This window comes from Corynebacterium pacaense, from assembly GCF_900169525.1.
GTDB lineage: Bacteria > Actinomycetota > Actinomycetes > Mycobacteriales > Mycobacteriaceae > Corynebacterium > Corynebacterium pacaense.
Map to the genome: position 1 here is coordinate 265,157 of NZ_LT821239.1, position 24,967 is coordinate 290,123.

The 24,967-nt window shown below is 63.2% G+C and carries 20 protein-coding genes; 11 read left to right on the forward strand and 9 right to left on the reverse strand.

Annotated features, from left to right (window positions below; translation table 11 throughout):
* Window positions 1–21: 21 nt before the first annotated feature.
* From B7E02_RS01435 to B7E02_RS01460, 6 genes are all read left to right on the forward strand, one after another.
* The gene (locus B7E02_RS01435; protein ID WP_143336593.1) at window positions 22–2,571 is read left to right on the forward strand and encodes a DUF6049 family protein; all 2,550 of its coding nucleotides are present in this window, start codon (window positions 22–24) and stop codon (window positions 2,569–2,571) included.
* Between the two features lie 12 nt (window positions 2,572–2,583).
* Window positions 2,584–5,964: a murein biosynthesis integral membrane protein MurJ gene (gene murJ / locus B7E02_RS01440; protein WP_425429782.1), complete on the forward strand. Its 3,381-nt coding sequence runs from the start codon at window positions 2,584–2,586 to the stop codon at window positions 5,962–5,964.
* Between the two features lie 329 nt (window positions 5,965–6,293).
* Window positions 6,294–6,917, forward strand: a complete 624-nt coding sequence (locus tag B7E02_RS01445) for a sigma-70 family RNA polymerase sigma factor (RefSeq protein ID WP_080792207.1) — start codon at window positions 6,294–6,296, stop codon at window positions 6,915–6,917.
* Window positions 6,918–7,101: 184 nt separating this feature from the next.
* On the forward strand, window positions 7,102–8,043 hold the full coding sequence (gene trxB / locus B7E02_RS01450) for a thioredoxin-disulfide reductase (RefSeq protein ID WP_080792209.1): 942 nt from the start codon (window positions 7,102–7,104) through the stop codon (window positions 8,041–8,043).
* Window positions 8,044–8,139: 96 nt separating this feature from the next.
* On the forward strand, window positions 8,140–8,463 hold the full coding sequence (gene trxA, locus B7E02_RS01455) for a thioredoxin (RefSeq protein ID WP_080792210.1): 324 nt from the start codon (window positions 8,140–8,142) through the stop codon (window positions 8,461–8,463).
* 81 nt (window positions 8,464–8,544) lie between these two features.
* Window positions 8,545–9,732, forward strand: coding sequence for an N-acetylmuramoyl-L-alanine amidase (locus B7E02_RS01460; RefSeq protein ID WP_080792211.1), 1,188 nt, complete (start codon window positions 8,545–8,547; stop codon window positions 9,730–9,732).
* Window positions 9,733–9,759: 27 nt separating this feature from the next.
* On the opposite strand, the gene B7E02_RS01465 is transcribed toward B7E02_RS01460, so the two are convergent.
* The 9 genes from B7E02_RS01465 to rpmH form a co-directional block, all read right to left on the reverse strand.
* On the reverse strand, window positions 9,760–11,118 hold the full coding sequence (locus B7E02_RS01465; RefSeq protein ID WP_179129626.1) for a DUF2252 domain-containing protein: 1,359 nt from the start codon (window positions 11,116–11,118) through the stop codon (window positions 9,760–9,762).
* A gap of 108 nt (window positions 11,119–11,226) precedes the next feature.
* Window positions 11,227–11,907, reverse strand: coding sequence for a hypothetical protein (locus B7E02_RS01470; protein WP_080792217.1), 681 nt, complete (start codon window positions 11,905–11,907; stop codon window positions 11,227–11,229).
* A 26-nt stretch (window positions 11,908–11,933) separates the two neighbouring features.
* Window positions 11,934–13,013, reverse strand: a complete 1,080-nt coding sequence (locus tag B7E02_RS01475) for a ParB/RepB/Spo0J family partition protein (protein ID WP_080792219.1) — start codon at window positions 13,011–13,013, stop codon at window positions 11,934–11,936.
* 46 nt (window positions 13,014–13,059) lie between these two features.
* Entirely contained in the window at window positions 13,060–13,977 is a 918-nt protein-coding gene (locus B7E02_RS01480; RefSeq protein ID WP_080792223.1) for a ParA family protein, read from the reverse strand.
* A gap of 96 nt (window positions 13,978–14,073) precedes the next feature.
* A complete protein-coding gene (rsmG, locus tag B7E02_RS01485; RefSeq protein WP_080792225.1) occupies window positions 14,074–14,703 on the reverse strand; it encodes a 16S rRNA (guanine(527)-N(7))-methyltransferase RsmG in 630 nt (209 codons plus the stop codon).
* A gap of 102 nt (window positions 14,704–14,805) precedes the next feature.
* Window positions 14,806–15,759: a membrane protein insertase YidC gene (gene yidC, locus B7E02_RS01490; RefSeq protein WP_080792228.1), complete on the reverse strand. Its 954-nt coding sequence runs from the start codon at window positions 15,757–15,759 to the stop codon at window positions 14,806–14,808.
* A 60-nt stretch (window positions 15,760–15,819) separates the two neighbouring features.
* Window positions 15,820–16,086, reverse strand: coding sequence for a membrane protein insertion efficiency factor YidD (gene yidD, locus B7E02_RS01495; protein WP_425429783.1), 267 nt, complete (start codon window positions 16,084–16,086; stop codon window positions 15,820–15,822).
* 1 nt (window position 16,087) lies between these two features.
* Window positions 16,088–16,474, reverse strand: coding sequence for a ribonuclease P protein component (gene rnpA / locus B7E02_RS01500; protein WP_080792235.1), 387 nt, complete (start codon window positions 16,472–16,474; stop codon window positions 16,088–16,090).
* Between the two features lie 22 nt (window positions 16,475–16,496).
* Window positions 16,497–16,640, reverse strand: coding sequence for a 50S ribosomal protein L34 (rpmH, locus tag B7E02_RS01505; protein ID WP_066569265.1), 144 nt, complete (start codon window positions 16,638–16,640; stop codon window positions 16,497–16,499).
* Between the two features lie 867 nt (window positions 16,641–17,507).
* Here rpmH and dnaA point away from each other — a divergent pair.
* The 5 genes from dnaA to gyrB all read left to right on the forward strand — a co-directional run bounded on the left by dnaA (window position 17,508) and on the right by gyrB (window position 24,929).
* Window positions 17,508–19,130: a chromosomal replication initiator protein DnaA gene (gene dnaA / locus B7E02_RS01510; protein ID WP_080792239.1), complete on the forward strand. Its 1,623-nt coding sequence runs from the start codon at window positions 17,508–17,510 to the stop codon at window positions 19,128–19,130.
* Between the two features lie 620 nt (window positions 19,131–19,750).
* A complete protein-coding gene (gene dnaN / locus B7E02_RS01515; RefSeq protein ID WP_080792241.1) occupies window positions 19,751–20,935 on the forward strand; it encodes a DNA polymerase III subunit beta in 1,185 nt (394 codons plus the stop codon).
* 81 nt (window positions 20,936–21,016) lie between these two features.
* A complete protein-coding gene (gene recF / locus B7E02_RS01520) occupies window positions 21,017–22,210 on the forward strand; it encodes a DNA replication/repair protein RecF (RefSeq protein WP_080792244.1) in 1,194 nt (397 codons plus the stop codon).
* Entirely contained in the window at window positions 22,207–22,734 is a 528-nt protein-coding gene (locus B7E02_RS01525; RefSeq protein WP_080792247.1) for a DciA family protein, read from the forward strand. The genes recF and B7E02_RS01525 overlap by 4 nt, the downstream gene beginning before the upstream one ends.
* Before the next feature lie 134 nt (window positions 22,735–22,868).
* The gene (gene gyrB / locus B7E02_RS01530; protein ID WP_080792251.1) at window positions 22,869–24,929 is read left to right on the forward strand and encodes a DNA topoisomerase (ATP-hydrolyzing) subunit B; all 2,061 of its coding nucleotides are present in this window, start codon (window positions 22,869–22,871) and stop codon (window positions 24,927–24,929) included.
* Window positions 24,930–24,967 lie beyond the last annotated feature (38 nt).

Sequence of the window (24,967 nt, forward strand, 5' to 3'; positions counted from 1 at the left end):
AGGCGCGGCCTCATCGCAGCTGTGACCGCAACCACAGTTCTGGGTATCAGCAGTTTCGCCGGCGTCGCAGCCATTCCCTTTCCCGTTGATCCCGATGACCCCGTGGTGAGCCAGCAGTGGGCCAATCCGCTCGTGCGCAGCGAGGATCGCTCCACCGAGGTGGAGCTGGAGATCACCGCCCTGCCCACCGGCACAGTCTCCGCGGGTGAAACCCTGCAGGCGCAGATCCGCATCAGCAACGGCTCTGACTTCACCCTCAGCGGCGTGACCCTGAGCGTGCAGCGCCAGCAGGCCGCAGCGGACACCGCGACCGCGCGCACGGCCCTGGCCGCGGCACCCGGGTCCTTTCCCTACTACGGCAGGTCACTGACCCTGGAGGACACCATCGGTCCGGGGGAGTCCGTCGACATGGATCTCCCCGTCGCCACGGGCGCCGAGGGCCTGGCCATTCCGGTCCCCGGTGTCTACCCCACCCGGATCGCACTGTCCGCCGTGGTCGGGGGCGTGGAGACCCACATGGATTCCCAGCGGTTCCTCCTCCCCGTCGACGGTGGGCAGGCTGCCGGCGGGCAGGCTGCGGACCCGGGATCCACTCCGACACCGACCACGATGCTCTATCCCATCAGCGCACCCACCGATGTCCTCGGTGGGGAGACAGGCGAAGCACCGGAAAGCCCGGCGCTGATCCTGCGCTCCGACAGTCTGGCGGCGCAGCTGCGCGAGGGTGGCCGCCTCAACGAGCTTGTCGACGCCTGGACCACGGCCCCACCCACCGCCCGCGCGGCCTCCTGCCTGGCGGTGGATCCGGAACTGCTGTCGGTGGTCACCCGCATGGCCGGTGGCTACAGCGTCAGCGAACAACGGGTGAGCGGCGTGAAGCAGAACCAGCGACTGAGGGATCTGTGGACCGCCTCAGCCCAACCCGAGGAGGGTGCGGACGGCACCGGGGCGGAGGACGCCGCCGCCTTCCTGGCGAAGCTGAGAACCGCGGCATCGGGAAGCTGCACGGTCGCACTGCCCTGGGCGAACACCGACCTCAACGCGGTCTCCAGCACCGGCAACCAGTGGCTGATGCGGGAGGCGCTGCAACGCGGAACCTCGGTGATCGAGGAGGTGCTGGGGGTCAGCGCGACAAAGAACGTGGTCATTCCGGGCGGTGGCTACGTCACCGAACTCACCGCGAAGAACCTCGGATGGGCCGACATTGAGGTTCCGGGGTCTCCTGAGAATGCCTGGGAGTCACAGTCCGGCCCCACCGAGGACTCACCCTCGGGTGTCAACTCCCTCGATGACCCGGCCATCGCCCCCGGCCGCACGGAGGCCCCGGAGCCACCGACACCGGTCTCCGTCCTCATCGCCGACAACACCGTGTGGGGCGCTCCCTCGGCCGACCGCTTCAGCCAGCTCGCACCCGGTATCCGCGGCGTGAGCTACCAGGGTTCCCTCTCGGCCACGCTCGCCACCCTGGGTCAGGCACCGGAAACCGTCGGCTACTCCAATCCCCAGTTCCGCTTCGACTACTCCATGGATTCCCCCGCGGCCAGAAACATGAGCGCCCGCGCCGCGGTGGAACTGACCGTCGGCAACGGAGACGGGGAGACTCCCGTGCTCATCATGCCCCCGACCTCACTGGAGGCCGGGGACGCCGACATGCTCCTGCAGACCACCTCGCAGCTCGTCGATGCCGGCAGGGCGCGACCGTTCACCCTCGGTCAGTACCTGAGCACCAGTACCGGGCAGCTGGATCGACTGGCGGCGACCGCAACCCCCGAGGGTGGCTCCTCCGCCTTCGGGGCACCCTTCGATGATCCCACCTCCGTCACCGAGACCGAGGTACTGCGTGCCACCCAGCAATCCTCCTACACCGATGACCTGACCGGGCTGATGACCAATGATCCGGCGATAGCACTGACCAGGTACGGATTCACCGAGCCGCTGCGCCAGGACCTGCTCAGGGCTCTGAGCATGAACAACCGGAGATCACGCATCCACTACCCGGAGGCCGTCGACGGCGCCGACCGGATCCTCAACGGCAACCGTGACATCCTCCAGCAGCTGCGCAGCTCCGTGGCGCTGCTGCCTCCGGGCAACGTCTACACCAGAACATCATCCTCCTCACCGCTGATCATCGTGGCCCAGAACGGCCTTCCCCTGCCCGCGATCGCACAGATCATGTACTCCGGTCCCGAGAACGCCCAGATAAACACCCCTGGCCTGGTCCGGGTCCCCGCACTCGGATCCATCACCCTGCAGATGACCGCGGATCTGCCCGATGACAGTCAGCGCACCGATCTCACGGTCTGGCTCGCCTCCCCTGACCGTTCGGCGATCAGCGATCCGGTGGACATCACCGTCCAGCCCCGCCCCGGTTTCAGTGGAACCTCGGGAATCATCGCGCTGATCATCGCGGCCCTCGCCGGGCTGCTGGTGATCCGCGTGTTCCGGGTGCGCAGAAGCCGGACGAGGAATCAGCGGGCCCCGGATGACACGTCCGCCCCGCGCCAGGGCCACGGGGCGCACAGGGCCCGACCCGGTGCCTCGCAGTCGCCGAAACCACCCCGGAACAACTAAGGTATCGGTTCAATTAACTCACCCAATCAAGAATGGTCACCAGTGACGTCCACATCTGAGCAAGAGCCGGGAAGACCGGCGGGACAACGATCCCGTATCGTGACCCCGACTCCGCCGGCACCAGTACCTGAAGCACGTCCCAGAACTGCCCCGAGGAGCGATCGGGACCGTTCGAGTCTGAAGAGCGCGCCCGTACCGGTTCCCCCTTCACCGGGGGCAACGGGTGCGGTGCCGGGTGGGGCCGCTGAGGGCGGAACCGGGGGCGCCGGGGGCAGAGCCGTAAGTCAGAAGACCTCCGACGGCGATGTCGTGCGGTCCACCGCCTCAATGGCGGTGGCCACGCTGCTCAGCCGCATCACCGGCTTCCTGCGCACGGTGATGATCGGTTCCATTCTGGGACCGCCGGTGGCCTCGGCGTTCAACATCGCCAACACGCTGCCCAACCTGATTACCGAGATCGTCCTCGGTGCGGTGCTCACCTCCCTGGTGGTGCCCGTTCTGGTACGTGCGGAGAAGGAGGACGCCGATCACGGGGCGGCCTTCTTCAGGCGTCTGCTCACCCTGGCGGTGTCACTGCTTGGCACGGTCACGGTACTCTCCGTCATCGGTGCGCCGTTGCTGGCCCGGATGATGATGCCGGAGGACAGCAAGGTCAATGTGGTCATGTCCACATCCTTCGCCTACCTGGTGCTGCCGCAGATCTTCTTCTACGGCCTGTTCGCACTGTTCATGGCTGTGCTCAACACCAGGGAGGTCTTCCGTCCCGGTGCCTGGGCGCCGGTGGTCAACAACATGATCACCATTACCGTCCTGTGCCTCTACTGGGTGCTTCCGGGGCGGCTCGACCCCCTGGAACCTGCGGGCATCACCGATCCCCATGTGCTGCTGCTGGGACTGGGCATGACCCTCGGCGTGGTTGTGCAGGCCCTGATGATGGTTCCCTATCTGCGGCGCGAGGGTATCGACATGCGCCCGCTGTGGGGCATCGACGCCCGGCTCAAACAGTTCGGCGGAATGGCCGTGGCAATCGTCGTCTACGTCGCCATCTCCCAGTTCGGCTATGTCATCACCACCCGGATCGCATCGGTGGCCGATGCGGCGGCACCGGTGATCTACCAGAATCACTGGCTGCTGCTGCAGGTTCCCTATGGTGTCATCGGTGTCACCCTGCTCACCGCGATCATGCCCCGGCTGTCGCGCAATGCGGCGGACGGCGATGACAAGGCCGTGGTCTCCGACCTGACCCTGGGGACGAAGCTCACCTTCATCGCACTCATCCCGATCGTGGTCTTCTTCACCGTCTTCGGCGTCCCGATCGCCAACGCACTGTTCGCCTACAAGGACTTCGATGCCGAAACAGCGAACATTTTGGGCTGGACGCTGAGCTTCTCCGCATTCACACTCATTCCTTATGCCCTCGTGCTGCTGCACCTCCGTGTGTTCTACGCCCGCGAGGAAGCCTGGACCCCGACCTTCATCATCGCCGGTATCACCGCGACCAAGATCGTACTGTCCATGGCCGCCCCGCTGGTGGCCGCGTCCCCGGAGCGGATCGTGGTACTCCTCGGGGCGGCCAACGGCTTCGGCTTCGTCACCGGCGCGGTGATCGGTATCTACCTGCTGCGGCGCAAGCTCGGCCGGCTCGGCATGCGCTCGGTGATCACAACCTCGCTGTGGGCACTCGGCTCCGCACTGGTCGGTGTGGCCGCGGCCTGGGTTTTCGGCTGGCTGCTCAATGTCACCATCGGAGGGGTGCTGGTGGCGATGGGTTCAATCGGATCCCTGGTTTTTCTCGCGATCGTCGGTGTGGTGTTTCTCATCGTCACCGGTCTGGTGCTCTCCCGTTCCGGACTGCCGGAGGTCCACAACCTCGGCCGTGCGATGGCCCGGGTGCCCGGCATGGGCCGCTTCATCCGACCCGATGTCACCATCTCCCACGACCTGGGCAAGGCCTCGGATCAGGATCTTTCCACACAGCTGCTCTCCCTCGACGAGTTCTCCTCGACCCCGGTGCCGCCACCGATGTCCGCCGGAATCGTCCGCGGCCCGCGACTGGTCCCTGGTGCGCCCGTCTCCGACGGCCGCTTCCGGCTTCTGGCCGACCACGGCGGGGTGCCCGGTGCGCGCTTCTGGCGGGCCCGCGAGGCCGCCACGGGGAGGGAGGTCGCACTGATTTTCGTGGACACCTCGGGCAATGCACCGATGGCGCCGAAGTCCGCGGCCGCAGCCGCCGGAATCGCCTCGGAGGTCAAACGCCGCACAAAGAAGCTGGCCGCCCTGCACTCCGTCGCGATTGCACCCAACATACAGACCGAGGCCTACCGCAACGGCTGTCTCATCGTCGCCGACTGGGTACCCGGGTCCTCCCTCACGGCCGTCGCCGAGGAGGGGGCGGATCCCCGGGCCGCCGCCTATGCCCTGGCCGATCTCACCGACGCCACCGCGGCAGCACACGCCGCCGGCGTGCCCCTGGGGCTCGACAACAAGTGCCGCATCCGCATCAGCACCGACGGCGTCGCGGTCCTCGCCTTCCCGGTACTCCTTCCGGAGTCGAACTTCGGGCGCGACGCGACGTCGATCGCCGCGGCGCTGGAAATGCTTGTCGACGCCGGGACCGCACCCTCCGACGTCCTCAGCCTGCAGGAGGACGCCCGCAGGCTGGCGGCGGAGGAGGACACCGAACCTGCGGAGTACACCGCCCTCGCGGCCTCCATGCGCGATGCCGGCCTGGCGAAAAACGAACAGAACCCCGCCCAACTGGTGGTGGAGAAGGAGACCGCGCCGCGCCCGGCGACCCGCCCCGGATTCGGCGGACGCAGCTACTCGGGGAAGATGATGGCGCTGATCGCCCTCACCGTCTTCCTGCTCGTCTCCCTCGTCGCGGCCCTCAGCGCCGTGCTGACCACCTTCCTCGGTGGGAGCAATGAGGAATCCCCCCTCGGCTCCACGAGCACATCCGTTGAAACGACGGTTCCCACGGGTCCGGCCGTGTATCTGGGGATCTCCGCAATCAACCAGTGGAACGACGGAAGCGGTGCACCTGTCGACGGCGTCGAAGATGGTGACCGCGGTACCTCCTGGAGCACCGGCGGTGGGGAGGGCCTGCTGATCCAGCTGAGCAAGCCCTCACAGATATCGCATGTGGTCGTCCACACCGGCGAGGTGGAGACCTCCGGTCAGGTGCAGGTGATCGCCTTCACCTCGCAGTCACCGACATCCATGAACGAGGGCGAACAGATCGGTTCCATAGATGTCACCGGCAACCGGCAGAACCTGGACATCTCCGATACCGAGAATCCCCTAAAGGATGTGAACTCGGTCCTGGTGTGGGTCGATGAGCTCGACGACTCAGAGACCCTGGACATCGCCGATGTCGATGTGGTGGGCTGGTAACCCCCGAATTCCCCATGAACCGAAGGTGCCGGCCCCGGTTCCACCCCTTTAAGGGTGGAACCGGGGTTTTTCTTCGGCACATATGTACCGCCGGTGCATGCGCAGGGCACACGAGGTGACCACCACATGAACCGGGGCTGCGTGGACCACCTCCGCCAAGATGAACAACAGGCATGTCATTAAAACGCTCTGAACTGCACGGATACAGGGTGCATCGAACCCGGGGCCATCCACCAGAGTGGGCATCACGGCTGCTACAACCCTGTCGAGCGCGATGTAGCATCCCCCTCAGGTCAGGAACTTCAGGCGGGACGAGGTGGGGGAGGGGCATGGGCGAGCATTCTGCGGGCAGCCGGGATCACCGGGATCACCGGAATCACAGTGACCATGGTGACCACAGTGACCAGGAACTGGTCGCCGACTACGTCGCGGGAAATCAAGGTGCCTTCGCAACCATCGTCAACCGGCACCAGAGGCATATGTTCCGCGCGGCCCGGAAGTACGGCAACAATGACGAGGACGCCCATGACATTCTTCAGGAGGCACTGCTGAAGGCGAGCAGGAACATGCACCTCTACCGCGCCGAGGCCGCGCTCGGAACATGGCTGCACAGACTCGTACTGAACTCTGGGTTCGACTGGGCAAAGCACCGTACAAGGCGGGAGCTGGCGGTGCTCGACGACACCGAATCCACCTCCTCCGAGGATCCCCGCCTCGCCCACGACCCCCTGGGATACCTCGATGTGGCCATGACCATCAGAGAGGCGATGAATCAACTGCACCCGGATCAGCGCACCGCCATTATCCTGGTGGATCTGGGCGGGTACCCCATCGAGGAGGTCGCGCACTTCGAGGGTGTGCGACCGGGAACCATCAAATCCAGGAGAGCCCGTGCGAAGGCCGCACTGCGCGAGATCCTCGACACCGACTTCTTCGGTGAGCCCGCACAGTAGGAGCGGAATAATGCGGGACCGTGCAGGTGTTGTGGGATATGCACGCTCCGATGAAATGCCCCCTGAACCCGGGCGCACCGTCGCCCCGGGTGAGTCCGGTTTCCTGGCCGGTCGGTACCACCTAGAATCTACGGGGACGTTCGTGGGATCAACGCACAAACGAAAAACACACTGAGGGAAGTAAATGTCTGAAGCAGAGTCAAGGATTCACGATGTGGCGATCATCGGTTCCGGTCCCGCCGGATACACAGCCGCGGTCTACGCGGCCCGTGCGGACCTCACGCCCATCATGTTCGAGGGCTACGAATACGGCGGATCTCTGATGACCACCACCGAGGTGGAGAATTTCCCCGGCTTCCATAAGGGAATCATGGGTCCTGAACTGATGGAGAACATGCGCGGCCAAGCCGAACGCTTTGGCACCGAGATGCACATGGAGCTCGTCGATCGTGTCGATCTCAGCGGCGACATCAAGAGGATCTGGGTCGGTGAGGACGAGTACAGGGCGCGCTCGGTCATCCTGGCCATGGGTTCTGCCCCCCGCTACCTGGGGGTCCAGGGCGAGCGGGAGCTGCTGGGCCGCGGTGTGTCCGCCTGCGCCACCTGCGACGGCTTCTTCTTCCGCGATCAGGACATCGCGGTCATCGGTGGTGGCGACTCCGCCATGGAGGAGGCGACCTTCCTGACCAAGTTCGCCCGCAGCGTCACCATCATCCACCGGCGCAACGAGTTCCGCGCCAGTGCCATCATGTACGAGCGGGCCAAGGACAACGAGAAGATCCGTTTCCTCACCAACAGGACCGTCGAGCAGGTCCTGGAGGACGGGGGCAAGGTCAACGGCCTGCAGCTCAAGGACACCGTCAGCGGCGAGTCCTCCGTCCTCGATGTCACCGCGATGTTCGTCGCCATCGGCCACGATCCCCGCTCCGAGATGCTCAAGGGACAGGTTGACCTGGATCCCGCCGGCTACGTGCTCGCCGAGCACCCCTCCACGCGCACTAACCTCCCCGGTGTCTTCGCCGCCGGGGACCTGGTGGACAGCCACTATCAGCAGGCGATCACCGCAGCCGGATCGGGATGCCGCGCCGCCATCGATGCCGAGCACTACCTCGCCTCCCTTTCCTGAGCACCGATAGACTGTGTCCAATCTCCATCCGGAGCCATCCCCGCGGTGAGCGGAGAAGACCGTTAGCCTTGTTAGAAACCAAGAGGGAGTAACGCAATGAGCAGTGTCATCGAAGTATCCGAGTCCAACTTCCGCTCCACCGTCGTAGAATCCGAGAAACCGGTGCTCGTCGACTTCTGGGCGGAATGGTGCGGACCGTGCAAGAAACTCGGCCCCATCGTCGAGGAGATCGCGCAGGAGCTCGGTGACAGCGTGGTGGTCGCCAGTGTCGATGTTGATGCCGAGCGCACACTCGGCGCCATGTTCCAGATCATGTCCATCCCCTCCCTCCTCGTTTTTTCCAAGGGGAGCAAGGTGGAGGAGCTGGTCGGTCTGCGCCCCAAGGCCGAGATCGTGGCAAAGCTGGAAAAGTATCTGTAACTGGTAGTCTGACTACATTTAAAGCGCATGAAACCCCGAAAATTGGGGTTGTGAAACTAGTTACGGATTGAGGGGACCAGGGTGGCTCAAGTCCTGAGAGTCGGCGATCGCAGCCCGCGTGTGGCCGAGGTTCGCACAACACTCGCCCGCCTGGGTGTGATCGAGGGTTATACGCGGGATGTGTCGGCGAAGACCGAATCCCAGAAGTTCCACGAGGAGGAGACACTCTTCGATGCCGAGCTCAGCGAGTCCATCAAGGCCTTCCAACAGGTCAGGGGCATCATACCCACCGGCGAGATCGATGAGCTCACCCTCCGGATTCTCCGCGAGGCCTCCTACACCCTCGGCGCCAGGGTTCTCGAGTTCCAACCGGGCAACCAGCTGGTCGGCGACGACGTCGTGGAGGTACAGACCCAACTGCAGGAACTCGGCTTCTACACCGAGCGCATCGACGGCCACTTCGGCGAGCGCACCCACCACGCCGTGATGAACTACCAGCTCAACTACGGTCTCCAGGCCGACGGTATCTGCGGACCCGATACCATCCGCGCTCTTTCCAGACTCGGGCTGCGCATCACCGGTGGCTCCGCCCAGGCGATCAGGGAGCGTGAGCGGGTACGCAAGGCGGGTCCGCGACTGGCCGGAAAACGCGTGGTGATCGACCCCGCCCTGGGTGGCAGGAACAAGGGTCTGACCGTCCGGGGCCCCTATGGGGAGGTCAGTGAGGAGGAGATCCTCTGGGATCTCGCCATGAGGCTGGAGGGTCGCATGATCGCGACCGGAATGGATGCCATTCTCTCACGCCCGCGCATGGATGACCCCTCCTACCGCGACCGCGCCTCCATCGCCAACGCCTTCGGCGCCGATCTCATGCTGGGCCTGCAGTGCGACTCGTACCCCAATGACAAGGCCAACGGTGTGGCCACCTTCTACTTCGGTTCCGAGACCGGGACCAACTCGATGACCGGTGAAACCCTGTCCGCCTACATCCAGCGCGAGATCGTCGCCCGCACCCCCCTGGCCAACTGCGGAAGCCACGCCCGGACCTGGGAGATGCTGCGCTGGACCAGGATGCCCACCGTGGAGATCGCCACCGGCTATCTGAGCAACCCCGGTGACCTCGCCGTGCTCACCGACCCCACCATGCGCGACCGGATCGCGGAGGCGGTGGTGGTCGCGGTCAAACGTCTGTACCTCCTCGATGAGGACGAACAGCCCAAGACGGGAACCTTCAAGTTCAGTGAGCTGCTGGAGTTCGAGCAGCGCTGACCGGCGTTCCCGGTGGCGCGGGCGGAATTACTTCCCGGTGAACGCATTGAAGTCGCGGTGCACCTGCTCGGCATAATGGAACGCCCAGGACGTCACCGCCTTGTCAAAGGTGTCGTTCTTGCCCAGATAGCCCGCGATCCAGTGCACGCCCCGGCTCTGTGCATGCGCCCGCCCGAGCAGCAGACCGCAGGCGGTGACATACTCCTCATAGGTGCGCCGTGACAGGTTGTCCAGGTTGACGCTGCCCTTCATGTCACGGAACTGACGCACGTAGAAGTCATGCCCCTCGGCGCTGCACCATCCGAGGAAGGGGTCGGAGACCGCCTGGAGTATCTGCTGGTGTTCCACCACGCGCTGTCCGTTGTGCTCATCCTCGAGCAGCGTCGCGGGCGTGGAATCGTTGGGTTGGTTGAACTCGGTGATCACCGAGGTGCCGGCCTCCTTGATCTGGAGGATCAGCGGTGAGGCGGTGGCGTCGAGAAGCAGGACCACGTAGCACCGTGTGCCCACGCTGCCCACGCCGACCACACGACGGGCGCCGTCGACCAGACGGTGCTTGTCCACGAGCAGCCGGATGTCGGGGCGCACCGATGCCAGATACTGTTCGAACAGTGACCGCACATCCGACTTGACCAGGCCCTCGAGTCTGGTCAGGACGGGGGGCTTCGATTTGAAGGTGGGCAGGCCGTGGTCATCGGGCTCGGTCATCTTCGACACCGCCTGCACCGAGGTGCGGGTCCGGGCCTTATCCGCGGCCGATTCAAAGGCCTTGAGGGAGGAACTGCGCAGCCGGGAGGCGATCATATCGTCATCGACGGCGAGGTAGTATCCGTCCAGCGCCGACATTCCGGAAATGCTCCGTATGGCTGCCCGATACGACTGCGCCGTCTGGAGCGCGAGGTGCTCAATGGTGTCCGGTGAGAATCCGAGCTCCTCGGCGCCGAGCACGACACTGGTGACCAGCCTGTGCACATCCCATTCCCAGGGACCGGGGGCGGATTCATCGAAATCGTTGAGATCGAAGTGCAGCCGGCGCTCCGGGGAGGCGTAGAGTCCGAAATTGTTGATGTGGGCGTCACCGCAGATGATGATCTGCTGGCCTGACACCTGCTGCTGGGCGAGATCATGGGCCATCAGGCGCGCGGATCCGCGGTAGAAGGTGAAGGGGGAGGCGGACATCCGTTCACGCCGGAGGTTGATCAGGTCGGGGAGCCGCGTGCGATTCTGCTCCTCGAGCACCGCCACCGGATCACGGTCCACCGCGTGGAACTCCCCCAGGGCGCTGCGGGGGACGTTCCTCCTCGCCTCCTTGCCCCGTGCACGTTCAACCTCCACCGGCACCACCGGGTGGGAGGTTCCTTCAAGATCATAAATTCCGATGGCCATGCCGCATCCACTTCTACTCGGGCTCATCCGCTCAGCCGCCGGTAAAATACTGCCACCAGTGTATCGCCGCCGCGGTGGTGGATGGGGATCGCCCACCCTCCGTCGCGCCTACTGCGCCTCGACCCCGGCCAACAGGATCTCGGCGTCCCTGGCGCTGAGGAGACCGTCCACGGGGGGCAGCTCCATCCGGTAACGCGGGAGCAGCGGATGATCCGCGATCAGTCGGAACCCCGCCGATTGCAGCACCGCCTCGTCGATCAGACCGATCTCGCGGCCGTGGGCGAGAATCCATGCTGTCCCCGGCGATCCGGTGTCGGCAGTAACGCCGGTGTCGGCGATGTGGGCGGGATCCCCGGCGGCGCCACCGCGACGGGCGAAGGCCTCGACCGCGGGTACCCGCCACCCGACCAGATCCATCAATGCCGCATCAATGAGCGCCGCCTCCAGCCCGAGGCCACGGAACACCTCGTCGATGAACAGGCTGCTGATCACCGCGGCATCCGGTGACACCGGGCCGCTGGGCATCGTCACCGTCCCGGGGGCCAAGTCGCGGTGACAGTAGAGCACCGTCGACAGTGCCGGGGCATTGGCATAGCCGATGTTGAAACCGCAGCTCCGATATTCCAGGAGGGTCGCGGAGAGCCACGCCTCCTTCTCAAACTCCGGGGACCCGGATCTATGCACCGCCGCGGCCGCCTCCGGGGCCATCTCCCAGAAGATCGACCGAGCGGCCCAGGGGTGGATGAGTGAAAGTTCATCCTGGGTGATCGGAAACAACGCTGCCTGCATGACGTGGCCTGTCAACTCACCGCCAGCTAACGCCCCTGGATCAGGGACATGATGCGCTGAAAATCCTCCCGGTCCCCGAACTCCACGACAAGCTTGCCCTTGCGCTTGCCCATGGTCACCGAGACCTTGGTGTCCAGGTTGTCGGCCAGGGATTCCGCGGCGCGGGTGAACACCTCCGGCGTCGGAGCCTTGGGACGGGCCTGCTTCTTCCCGTCCGACTCTCCACGGTTGTGCAGCAGCACGATCTCCTCGGTGGCACGCACCGACAGTCCCTCCGCGATGATCCGGGTGGCAAGACTCTCCTGGGTCGCCTCATCCGCCTTGAGTCCCAGCAGGGCCCGCGCGTGTCCCGCCGAGAGCACGCCCGCGGCCACCTTGCGCTGCACCGTCACGGGAAGCGCGAGCAGGCGGATCATATTCGTGATCACCGGACGGGAGCGCCCCAGCTTCTCCGCAAGTTCGGACTGGGTGACACCGAACTCCTCGAGCAGCTGTTGATAGGCGGAAGCCTCCTCCAGGGGGTTGAGCTGCACCCGGTGGATGTTCTCCAGCAGCGCATCGCGCAGCATCGACCCGTCATCGGTCTCCCGGATGATCGCGGGAATGACGTCGAGACCGGCGGTGGCCGCCGCACGCCAGCGACGCTCGCCCATGATCAGCTCGAAACCGTCACCGGAACGGCGCACCACGATCGGCTGCATCAGCCCGAACTCGGAGATGGAATGCACCAGCTCGCCAAGGGCCTCCTCATCAAAAACCGTGCGCGGCTGATGGGGGTTGGGCACGATTCTGTCAATCGGAATCTCCAGGTAGGAGGCACCGAACTCGCTTGTCGACGCCTCCGCCGCCGGTTCCACCGCCGACCCACCCAGCGCGGATTCCGCCGTCGGTGCGGCCGGGTCGCCCGTCGCGCCCCTGCTCTGGGGCGCCTGTGGCCGCTGACGGCCGCGCTCGCCGGCGCTGCCGCCGAGAATGATGTCGGCGGCGCTGCCGCCGAGTCCGGGGGAACTGCTGGGTCCGGAAGGAATCAGTGCGGCCAGCCCGCGACCCAGACCGCCCTTGCGCTTTTCCAGCTGGGACTTGTCAGAAGCCTTGTTCTGGGTCATGGCTTATGCTGCACCTTTCACGATCTGTTCCACTAACACTGCCATTCTACGGTCGGACACCGACGGGACCCGACTGCTCAGAGGGCACGAAATCCCCGCGTTTGGCCAGCTCTTTCGCAGCGTCGAGGTATGCCATCGCACCGCGGGATCCCGGGTCGTACTCAATGACGGTCTTACCATAGCCGGGGGCCTCGGAGACCTTGACGGCTCGGGGAATCATGGTCTTTAGCACCACATCGCCGAAGTGCCCACGAACCTCGGAGGCGACCTGCTCGGCCAGCTTCGTGCGGGCGTCATACATGGTGAGCAGAATCGCCGAGATATGGAGTGACTTGTTCAGGTGCTGCCTGATCATGGTGATGTTGTTGAGCAGCTGCCCGACACCCTCCAGCGCGTAGTACTCACACTGGATGGGTATCAACACCTCATTGACCGCGGTCATCGCATTGATGGTCAGCAGCCCCAGGGACGGCGGGCAGTCGATGAAGACATAGTCAAAGCCGTGCGAGGTGATGAAGTCCATCGACAGCGCATCGGAGAGCCGGTACTCCCTGCGCACCAGGCTGACCAATTCGATCTCCGCACCGGCGAGGTCGAGTGTGGCGGGAATGCAGAAAAGGTTCGGATTGGCCGGTGACTGTTGGAGGGCCTCGTCGGCCGTGGTCTCACCGATCAGGAGCTCATAGGTGGACAGGGTGCCCGCGCGGTGTTCGATGCCCAGTGCCGTCGAGGCGTTACCCTGCGGATCCAGGTCGACCACCAGCACCTTGAGTCCGTGGATGGCGAGCGAAGCGGCCAGGTTGACCGAACTCGTGGTTTTACCCACCCCGCCCTTCTGATTTGCGATCGTGACCAACCGGGGCTTCTCCGGTTTGGGAAGGCTCAGGGAGTTGGGTGTCATCACCTGCGCCGCACGACGTGCTGCCGCTGCAATCGGTGTGTCATCCCAAGTATTGTCATCCATCGACGTCTACCGTCCCTTGTCTTCTCAGTGGCATCACATCCACCCTAGTGTGTCCGGCCATATCCATTCCACCACAACGCCGTGACACACGATGGTTTAGTTCGTCCGCTCGATCGAAATCAGCGTGGTGGGCTCGGCGAGGTGCTGCTCACCGACCGTGAACACCTCAATGCGCCCGCCGCCGGCGCGCCGGATGAGAGTACGGTCGCGCTCAATCTCCTCTGTGACGCTCGAGCCCTTCATCGCGATCATTCTGCCACCGACCCTACTCAGCGGCAGGGACCAGCCAGCCAGTTTGCCCAGCGGCGCGACGGCACGGGAGGTGACCACATCCACCGGCCCCGTTTGCTTGCGCACCGCCTTGTCCTCCGCACGTCCGCGGATGACCGTGACGTTGTCGAGCTGGAGCTGGTCGACGACCTCACCCAGGTACACCGACCGTTTCAGCAGGGGTTCGATCAGGGTGATGTCCAGGTCAGGTCGGGCGATGGCCAGCGGTATCCCCGGCAGTCCGGCACCCGAGCCGATGTCCGCGACACGGGCCCCGCGGTCCATGACCTCACCGATGACGGCGCAGTTGAGAATGTGCCGCTCCCACAGACGGGGAATCTCCCGTGGCCCGATGAATCCGCGAACGGTCCCGTCCGTGGCGAGAGACTGGTGATAGGCGATCGCCCTATCCAGGTTCTCCCCGAAGATGTCAGCGGCTGCTGGTGGGTAGGTCAATGAAGGTTCCTCTCGGAGCGACGCGAACGGATGTGCACTAGAACTATAACGCCGACAGCCACCGCCCTGTCGGGAACGGTGGCTGTCGGGGAGGAAGGGCTTCTACTTTCTGCGCTTCTTCGGATTGTTCGGTTTCACACCGGGCTTCGGGGCGGTGGAGCGCTTGGCGGCCTTTTTGATCTCATCCTCCGCCGCCTCCTCGGCATCCATTTTGCCGAAGATGTAGCGCTGCTGGAAGAAGGTCCACACGTTGTTGGACATCATGTAGATCAGCAGACCGATGGTCCAGATGAAGCCGGTGAACAGAATGGTGGCGGGCATGAACCACAGCATCATCTTGTTCATCATCTGCATCTGCATCGCCATCTGGTCGTTCTGCGGCGCGGCCTGCTTACCGGAGGCCTTGCGGGCTTCCTGGCGGTTGACGGAGAGGCGGGCGTTCATGTGGGTGGCGATCACAATGATGATGATCATCGGGGCCGCGACCAGGGCGATGTGCGGCCGGGTGAAATCGACCGGCTGGAAGGCCTGGAACATGTCCTCCGGCATGGTGATGTAGGCGGACAGCGGAACCCCGAAGAGGCGGGCGTCCAGGAAGGACTGGACCTCGCCGACACCGAAGATGTAGTTGGGTGTGTCGCGGTTCTGCTCGATGGTCATCTCGAGCTGGCCGACACCCTCACCGGTCCGGTTGAAGGAACGCAACACATGGAACAGACCGATGAACACCGGAATCTGAACGAGCATGGGCAGGCAGCCTGCGATGGGGTTGACGCCGACTTCCTTCTGAAGCTTGCGCGACTCCTCCATCATCTTCTGCTGGTCATTCTTGTACTTTTCGCGGATCTCCTGCAGACGCGGCGACATGTCCTGCATCTTGCGCTGGGAGCGCATGGTGTTGAGCATGGGCTTGACCAGCACAAGGCGGACCGTGAAGGTCAGGAACATGATCGATAGGGCCCAGGTGATTCCGGAACCGGGATCCAGAACCAAGCTGAAAGCCTTGTGCCAGAACCACAGGATGGCCGAGATCGGCCAGTAGATGAAGTTGAGCACTGTGAGTCGGAACTCCTCGTTTGATAAAAGTAGTGATTCTTACATGCTGAAATGTGCCTATTATTTCACTGTCTGGGTACTCCAGAAACCCGATTCGGGCACCGGATCATACCCACCGGGATGCCAGGGCCCACATTTGGATAACCTGACCGCGGACAAAATAGTTCCTTTGAACGCTCCGTGGACCGAGACCGCCTCCAGGGCATAACTGCTGCAGACCGGGTCGAACCGGCATGTCGATCCCATCTTAAGCCCGGACAGGTACTTTTGGTAGAAGCGCAGTGATCCGACTAGAGCTTTCGCCGCAGGGCCCCTGGCTGCGGGGATCTCATTTTCCCCGGACACGGCGTGCCTTGTTCACCGCAAGGACGAGATCCTTCTCCAGATCCCTCGATGATGCCTCAGCGGATGGAGCCAGGGCCCTGACCACCACAAAGTCGGTGGGGGAGAGCTCGGCCGCGATTTTTGAGCACACATGCCGAAGCCGCCGGGAGGTGCGGTGACGAACCACCGCATTCCCGACGGCCTTGGAAACGATGAGGCCGAACCGTGGACCTCCGGTGGAAGCGATTTCGGTGCTTCCGCCGGAACCATCCAGCGATTCGGCGCTATCCCAGAGGTGAACAACGAGAGTTTTTGACCCCGCGCGCCGGCCATTTCTCATCGTGGTGCGAAATTGCACCGATGAGTTCAGCTTATTCTGCGCAGGAAGCAAAGGTTGTCCACCCGATTGGTTGCTACGCGGTCAGCTTCTCGCGACCCTTGCGGCGACGTGCCGCAACAATTGCGCGACCCGCACGGGTACGCATACGAAGACGGAAGCCGTGAACACGTGCACGACGACGGTTGTTCGGCTGGAACGTCCGCTTTCCCTTTGCCACGTTAAACACTCCTAAAGTTTTATTGCTAAATCACCGGACACACCGGTTCCACGGGTTTAGCTTGCGTAATGCGGCCATGTTCGTGACCTCGCAACAGCCCGTCGCCGGGGAACGATCATCCAACAGATTGAATGATTCGAATGAGATGTGGCACCTACACCAAGCACGCCACTGCCGCGCTTCATGGAAAACGCTGCTCTCAAGGCACAGTCGAAGACTACTCGGGGGTTCCCGACGTCAAACGATGTGACAGACTCGCTCAGCTTACGCAATCCGACCAGCAGGAACAAATCGACACGCCGTCCATGCACGGGTGCCCCTGGAATTACAAACCTGGGATTAAGCACTGGTCGGAGGCACTTCCACACGATGCGCGCCTGTCCAAATCCCGTTTTCGTGCCACTCAGCGACAGAGCGGACCCGGTGAATGATTCTCGTGTAATTCACAGGTGGTGGACATTCGGCCTGACCTGCGAGTAACAATGACTCCAGAGCTTTGTTTCAACAGCTTGTGAATACTTCAGGCTGTGAATAACTCTCACCATTAGGTTGAGGCTATTTGGAAACAACGGAAAAACTGCAGGTAATAGCGCTTTTTGGTGCGATGTTCATTTTCCACAGGCCGTAGGCTATCCTGTGGATAAGCATTTTCCGCAAGGTTATCCACATCTGTGGACAACCTTGTGGAGACAGTGGTTGCGTGCCATTTCGAACTGTGAAAACACTCGGGACGGTTGCGGTGGACAACCTTGTCCCCCTGTTTCCGGCAGCGCAGTCCACCGCACCCGGTGTTTCGGGGGTTCCCGAAACGCCCGTCCCATCCATCCACCGACACCGAGGCCTTCGGAAAAGGAGATACTCAGCGCAGTGAGCCAGAACTCATCTTCTTTGCTCGAAACGTGGCGTCAGGTCATTGCGGACCTTGATGCACTGAGCCAGCAGCCAGACAGTGGGATCACCCCGCTCACCCGTACCCAACGTGCCTACCTCGGCGTCGCAAAGCCGATTGCGCTTGTCGACGGCTACGCCGTCCTCTCCACCCCGCACGAAATGGCGAAAACCGCGATTGAACGGGACCTCGGAGCGGCTCTGACCAGGGTTTTGAGTCAGCGACTTGGTCGCAGCTACAGTCTTGCGGTCAGCGTCGAACCCGATGAGCACCGTGAAGAACCCACACCGGCACCTGCCGTGTACCGCCAGGAGGAGTTCGATTTCCACCAACGCGGACTGCGGGGACAGGGCAGCCACCCCAATCAGGTTGACGTTCCGTCCCCGGACTCCGGATGGCGATCCACCCATGCGCCACTTGCCGAGTACGAGTCCGCCCCGGCCCAGACTGGCGCCCCCGTTGCCCATCCCCCGGTACCGCCGCAGCATCAGCCGCAGCCGCAGGAGATGGAGCAACCACAGCCCCAACGCATTCCCCGTGAGACCCCGGCGCACAACCCGAACAGGGAGGTGTCGCTGAATCCCAAGTACACCTTCGAGAGCTTCGTGATCGGCCAGTTCAACAGGTTCGCCAACGCCGCCGCGGTCGCCGTCGCGGAGAGCCCTGCCAAGGCCTTCAACCCGCTGTTTATCTCGGGTGGCTCAGGGCTGGGCAAGACACACCTGCTGCACGCCGTGGGCAACTACGCCCAGGAACTCCAACCCGGTCTCCGCATCAAGTACGTTTCCAGTGAGGAGTTCACCAACGATTACATCAACTCGGTGCGTGATGACCGACAGGAATCCTTCAAACGCCGCTACCGCAACCTGGACATCCTCATGGTCGATGACATCCAGTTCCTCGCCGGCAAGGAGGGCACCCAGGAGGAGTTCTTCCACACCTTCAACGCACTTCACCAGGCGGAGAAGCAGATCATTCTCTCCTCCGACCGCCCACCCCGACTGCTGACCACGCTCGAGGACCGGTTGCGCACCCGCTTCGAGGGAGGGCTGATCACCGATATCCAACCGCCCGACCTGGAGACCCGCATCGCGATTCTGATGAAGAAGGCGCAGGCCGACGGTACCCGGGTGGACCGCGAGGTACTGGAACTCATCGCCAGCCGATTCGAATCATCCATCCGCGAGCTGGAGGGGGCGCTGATCCGCGTCTCCGCGTACTCCTCGCTGATCAATCAGCCGATTGACAAGGAAATGGCGATTGTTGCGCTGCGCGACATCCTGCCGGAGCCCGAGGACATGGAGATCACCGCCCCGGTGATCATGGAGGTCACCGCGGACTACTTCGAAATCTCCGTGGACACCCTGCGAGGAGCGGGAAAGACCCGCGCGGTGGCTCACGCCCGCCAGTTGGCGATGTACCTCTGCCGGGAGCTCACGGACATGTCACTGCCGAAGATCGGCGATGTCTTCGGCGGCAAGGATCACACCACCGTCATGTACGCCGATCGAAAGATCCGCCAGGAGATGACCGAGAAGCGTGACACCTATGATGAGATCCAGCAGCTGACACAGCTGATCAAGTCACGCGGACGCAACTGACGCCGACTGAACCCGCAGCACACAGACTCGGAAGCACATCAAACGGGGTCCACACCGTGGCCCCCGTTTTGTCATCTCCGGAGGCGGGGCGCGGGGGCGCGCCGAGTTCTCCACAGAGTCCACAAACCTATCCACAACCGTGTAATTACAAACTTGTAATTTGGTGACCTTCGTCATATTTAGCGGAACCCCCGTGATTCCGCGCCCCTGTGGACAACCCTCTCCAGCCTGTGCATGATATGGGGATACTTTGCCCTGATCTGGGGATAAAACGACGGTCCGGAAAGTTATCCACATTTCAGACCGTTTATCCACAGGAACTCCACAACCGGCTTCACAACCCGGAATCCGGTCGCTACCTTTAAAGAGACCCCTTCATCCACAGTCTCCACAGGACCTACTGTTACTACCGCTTTTCTCTCCAGAATCTAAAAAGAAGAAAGAGGGGTTGGGGAGAAGTTGCGGGATTCAAAGCGGACGCTGGCAGGGACTGCAAATGACAAATTCCCGTCAGAGCGGTGTCCCAGGTACGTTGGTGATGTGTAATTCCCGGGATCACAGCAACCGTTGAGGTCGATGGGTTTTTAGTATTTTCGTATTCTCGAGGAGCTTTAGTCAGCATGGAGTCACAGAGCGTGTCCTTCCGTGTGGCCAGGGAGGACCTGGTCACCGCGGTGGCCTGGGTTGCCAGGAACCTGCCCACCAAGCCAACCCAGCCGGTGCTGCGTGCCATGCTGATCACCGCAAGCGATGAGGGTCTGGAACTCGCGGGCTACGATTACGAGGTCTCCACCCGCGTTCGGCTATCCGCTGAGGTCGCGGAACCGGGAAGGATCGCTGTGGCAGGAAAGCTCCTGTCCGAGATCACAGGCACCCTGCCCAACAAGCCGGTTGAGTTCAGGGTGGAGGGTACCAAGATTCTGGTTTCCTGCGGTTCCGCGCGCTTCGAGCTCCCCTCAATCCCGTTGGATGACTACCCCACACTGCCAACTCTTCCCGACGCCACCGGGACCATCGACCCGCGCCTGTTCACCGAGGCCGTCACACAGGTAGCCTCCGCGGCGGGTAGGGATGACTCGCTGCCCATGCTGACCGGCGTCAACATGGAGATCTCCGGCAACCGGATCAACCTCGCCGCCACCGATCGCTTCCGCCTGGCGCAGCGCAGCTTCGAATGGGACCCCGCCTCGGCCGGAGTTGAGGCGAAGCTGCTCATCCCGGCAAAGACGCTGCTGGAAAATGCCCGCAGCCTGGACTCGCATCTCAACGATCCCATCGAAATCGCCGTCGGCTCCGGCGAACAGATCGGACGCGAGGGGCTCTTCGGCATCCGCAGCAATGATCGGGAGACAACAACCCGAATGCTTGATGCGGACTTCCCCAATATCCAGCCACTGCTGCCAAAGGAGCACACCGCCATCGCATCGGTGGAGATTGCGCCACTGCTCGATGCCGTTCGCCGCGTTTCCCTGGTCACCGAGCGAAATGCCCAGGTCATCCTCGAGTTCAGTGAGGGTCAGGTCATCCTGTCCGCCTCCGGATCGGAGATGGGTCACGCGGAGGAGGCCCTGCCCTGCGCCTTCACCGGAAAGGACCTGCGCATCGCGTTCAATCCCGGCTATCTCAAGGACGGGCTTTCCGTCATCCCGACCCCGCGGGTGGTTTTCGGTTTCACCGAACCCTCCCGCCCGGCCATCATGATTCCCGAGCCCGCGGAGCTGCCGGAGGCAGATGAGCGCGGGGTGTTCCCGACGCCGGAGACGTACTTCACCTATCTGCTCATGCCCGTCCGACTTCCGGGGTAACACCTCCGGGCTCACGCGGTGCGTTCGCGGGCCGGGCGCTTCCCCGGTGGGGCCGTGTTCACAGAAGGGAGGGCCCGGATTTTGTATATTCGTAGTCTGGAACTGCGCGATTTTCGTTCCTGGCCCGAGCTGAAGGTGGAGCTGAAACCCGGAATCACCCTGTTCATCGGCAGAAACGGATTCGGGAAAACCAACATCGTCGAGGCCATCGGCTATCTGGCGCACCTGTCCTCCCACCGTGTGTCCACCGACGCACCACTGGTCAGGGCCGATGCACGGGATTCCAGAATCTCCGCGGTGGCGGTCAATCAGGGCCGCGAGCTGGCCACCCATCTTCTGATCCGGCCGCACGCCCCGAACCAGGGGCAGATCAACCGGACCCGGGTGAAGTCACCGCGTGAGCTTCTCGGTGTGATCAGGTCGGTGCTCTTCGCCCCGGAGGACCTGACGCTGGTCCGCGGGGAGCCGGCGGAACGCCGCAGGTACCTCGACGACATCATCGCCACCCGCTCACCCCGGCTGGCCGGGGTGAAAAGTGACTATGACAAGGTGCTCAAACAACGCAACGCGCTGCTGAAGTCGGCGACGATCGCCTTAAGACGCGGATACTCCTCCGAGGAGGGTGCGGCGGCGCTGACCACACTCGACACCTGGGACGGCCAACTGGCGGCACTGGGAGCCCAGCTGATGGCTGCGCGGATCTCGCTGGTCAAGGAGGTTTCGGAGCTGATCGGCGAGGCCTATTCCACCATCGCCCCGGAGTCGAGAGCGGTGTCGGTCGTCTACCGTTCAACCATTGATCAGGCACTGTCGGACCTCTCTGACTCCGCAGACCCCGATACCGGAATCATCGAGGCGACCCTGTTGAGCGAACTCGGTCGGAAGCGGCAGCGCGAGATCGAACGGGGACTCAGCCTGGTCGGGCCACACCGCGATGACCTGGAGCTCCAGCTCGGTACGCAGCCGGCAAAGGGTTTCGCCAGCCACGGCGAGACCTGGTCCTTCGCGCTGGCGATGCGTATCGCGGAGTTCAATCTGCTCCGGTCGGATGGAACGGATCCCATCCTCATCCTCGATGACGTCTTCTCCGAACTCGACGCGGGCAGACGCGAGAAGCTGGTGGCCATAGCGCAGGGGGCGGAACAGGTGATCATCACCGCCGCCGTCAATGAGGACCTGCCCGGAAACCTCGGTGAGGTGATCACTACCTCGCACACGGTGACGGTGGTTGACACCGACAACGGCCGCATCTCGGTCCTGGATGCCACGCCATGACCGATCCCATCGACCAGGCCTTCGAGCGGATCCGGGAGGAGGCGCGCAAGCGCAACGGCAGGCTGCCCGATCTCAACAGGCAGCGCCCGGTGCGGAAGGCACAGGGCGGCGTCGGCAAGCATGTCAGGGGACGCCCCACCGGCCCCGACGGGCGGTACCGGCCGCGTCCACGGGAATTTGAGAGCCTGGGTTCGGTTCTCAACCGGGAGATTCAGACCCGGGGGTGGGGACGGGAGATCGCCGGCGGCTGGGTCAGCGGCAACTGGGAGGAACTGGTGGGGCCGAAGATCGCGCAGCACACCAGGGTGGAGATGATCAAGGATAAGAAACTGTTCATCACCTGTGATTCCACCGCGTGGGCGACGAACCTGCGGATGATGCAGAAGCAGATCCTGCAGGTCATCGCGGAGAAGGTGGGTCCCAACATCATCAGTGAACTGAGGATCTTCGGACCGAAGGCACCCTCCTGGCGGAAAGGTCCGCTCCACGTCAAGGGAAGGGGCCCGAGGGACACCTACGGGTAGTCCGATGATGGTCAGATCGCCGGAAACCGGCCTGATGGGCGATTTCCCGCGTTGTGGCGGCTAGTAGGTGGGGGACCAAGGGTGTAACATGAAAAGGTCTGTATCGGTACTGTAGCGAGGAGTGTTCCTTAAAAGTGGCTAACACTGAACACAATTATGACGCTTCATCGATTACCATCCTTGAAGGTCTGGAGGCGGTTCGCAAGCGCCCCGGCATGTACATCGGTTCCACCGGCTCCCGTGGTCTGCACCACCTCATATGGGAAGTCGTGGACAACTCGGTGGACGAGGCCATGGCTGGCTACGCCTCGAAGGTCGACGTGACCCTCCTCGAGGACGGTGGAGTCCAGGTTGTCGATGACGGCCGAGGGATCCCCGTTGAAATGCACGCCAGCGGCGCCCCCACCGTTCAGGTGGTGATGACCCAGCTGCACGCCGGCGGCAAGTTCGACTCCGACTCCTACGCCGTTTCCGGTGGTCTGCACGGCGTGGGTATCTCCGTGGTCAATGCGCTGTCCACCCGCGTCGAGGCCGATATCAAGGTCGGTGGCAAACACTGGTACCAGAATTTCAACAACTCGGTACCCGAGGAACTGGTGGAGGGTGGAAACGCCCGCGGTACCGGCACCACCATCCGCTTCTGGCCGGACGCGGAGATCTTCGAGACCACTGAGTTCAACTTCGACACCATCGCCCGTCGACTCCAGGAGATGGCCTTCCTCAACAAGGGCCTGACCATCACCCTGACCGACAGCCGCGCCTCGGATGAGGAGCTGGAGCTCGAGGCACTCGCCGAACAGGGCGACACCGCCACCGAACTCTCGCTCGATGAGATCGACGCCGAGGGCAGGACCGAGCTTGTTTCCGAGGAGTTGGACGCCCCGAAGAAGCCGAGGAAGCGGGAAAAGAAGAAGGTCTTCCACTATCCCAATGGCCTCGAGGACTACGTCAACTACCTGAACAGGTCCAAGACCCCGATCCACCCCTCGATCATCTCCTTCGACGCCAAGGGCGAGGATCACGAGGTGGAGATCGCGATGCAGTGGAACTCCTCCTACAAGGAATCCGTCCACACCTTCGCCAATACGATCAATACGGTCGAGGGTGGCACACATGAGGAGGGTTTCCGTTCGGCACTGACCTCCCTGATGAACCGCTACGCACGTGAGCACAAACTGCTCAAGGAGAAGGAGACCAATCTCACCGGCGACGATTGCCGTGAAGGTCTCTCCGCTGTTATCTCCGTCCGCGTCGGCGATCCCCAGTTCGAGGGCCAGACCAAGACGAAGCTGGGCAACACCGAGATCAAGTCCTTTGTGCAGCGTATGGCCAATGAGCATATCGGTCACTGGTTGGAGGCGAACCCCGCAGAGGCGAAGGTCATCATCAACAAGGCCGTCGGCTCGGCGCAGGCCCGCCTGGCCGCACGCAAGGCCAGGGATCTGGTGCGCCGCAAGTCGGCCACCGACCTGGGCGGTCTGCCTGGCAAGCTGGCGGATTGCCGTACCAAGGACCCGAAGGCCTCCGAACTCTACATCGTGGAGGGCGACTCCGCCGGTGGCTCCGCCAAGTCCGGTCGTGACTCGATGTTCCAGGCCATCCTTCCGCTGCGCGGCAAGATCCTGAACGTGGAGAAGGCGCGTCTGGACAAGGTCCTGAAGAACGCCGAGGTCCAGGCCATCATCACGGCTCTGGGAACCGGTATCCATGATGAGTTCGACATCAACAAGCTGCGCTACCACAAGATTGTGCTGATGGCCGACGCCGACGTCGACGGCCAGCACATCGCCACCCTGTTGCTGACCCTGCTCTTCCGCTTCATGCCCGACCTGGTGGACCAGGGGCACGTCTACCTCGCTCAGCCGCCGCTGTACAAACTCAAGTGGCAGCGCGGCGAAGCAGGCTTCGCCTATTCCGATGCGGAGCGCGATGAGCAGCTCGAGGTTGGTCTGGCCGCCGGCAGGAAGATCAACAAGGATGACGGCATCCAGCGGTACAAGGGCCTCGGTGAGATGAACCCGAGCGAGTTGTGGGAGACCACGATGGACCCCAGCGTGCGGATCCTGCGCCGGGTGGACCTCACCGACGCCCAGCGCGCAGATGAGCTCTTCTCCATCCTCATGGGCGATGATGTCGTGGCGCGCCGCAGCTTCATCACCCGCAACGCCAAGGACGTCCGATTCCTCGACGTTTAGACGCTGGACAGCGGAGCCGATGGTGGCGGGATGCGATG

Excerpts from the sequence above, each read along its gene's own strand:
- B7E02_RS01445 (WP_080792207.1), top strand. The coding sequence starts at position 6,294 with ATGGGCGAGCATTCTGCGGGCAGCCGGGATCACCGGGATCACCGGAAT.
- trxB (WP_080792209.1), top strand. The coding sequence starts at position 7,102 with ATGTCTGAAGCAGAGTCAAGGATTCACGATGTGGCGATCATCGGTTCC.
- trxA (WP_080792210.1), top strand. The coding sequence starts at position 8,140 with ATGAGCAGTGTCATCGAAGTATCCGAGTCCAACTTCCGCTCCACCGTC.
- B7E02_RS01465 (WP_179129626.1), bottom strand. The coding sequence starts at position 11,118 with ATGGCCATCGGAATTTATGATCTTGAAGGAACCTCCCACCCGGTGGTG.
- B7E02_RS01470 (WP_080792217.1), bottom strand. The coding sequence starts at position 11,907 with ATGCAGGCAGCGTTGTTTCCGATCACCCAGGATGAACTTTCACTCATC.
- B7E02_RS01475 (WP_080792219.1), bottom strand. The coding sequence starts at position 13,013 with ATGACCCAGAACAAGGCTTCTGACAAGTCCCAGCTGGAAAAGCGCAAG.
- B7E02_RS01480 (WP_080792223.1), bottom strand. The coding sequence starts at position 13,977 with ATGGATGACAATACTTGGGATGACACACCGATTGCAGCGGCAGCACGT.
- dnaN (WP_080792241.1), top strand. The coding sequence starts at position 19,751 with ATGGAGTCACAGAGCGTGTCCTTCCGTGTGGCCAGGGAGGACCTGGTC.
- B7E02_RS01525 (WP_080792247.1), top strand. The coding sequence starts at position 22,207 with ATGACCGATCCCATCGACCAGGCCTTCGAGCGGATCCGGGAGGAGGCG.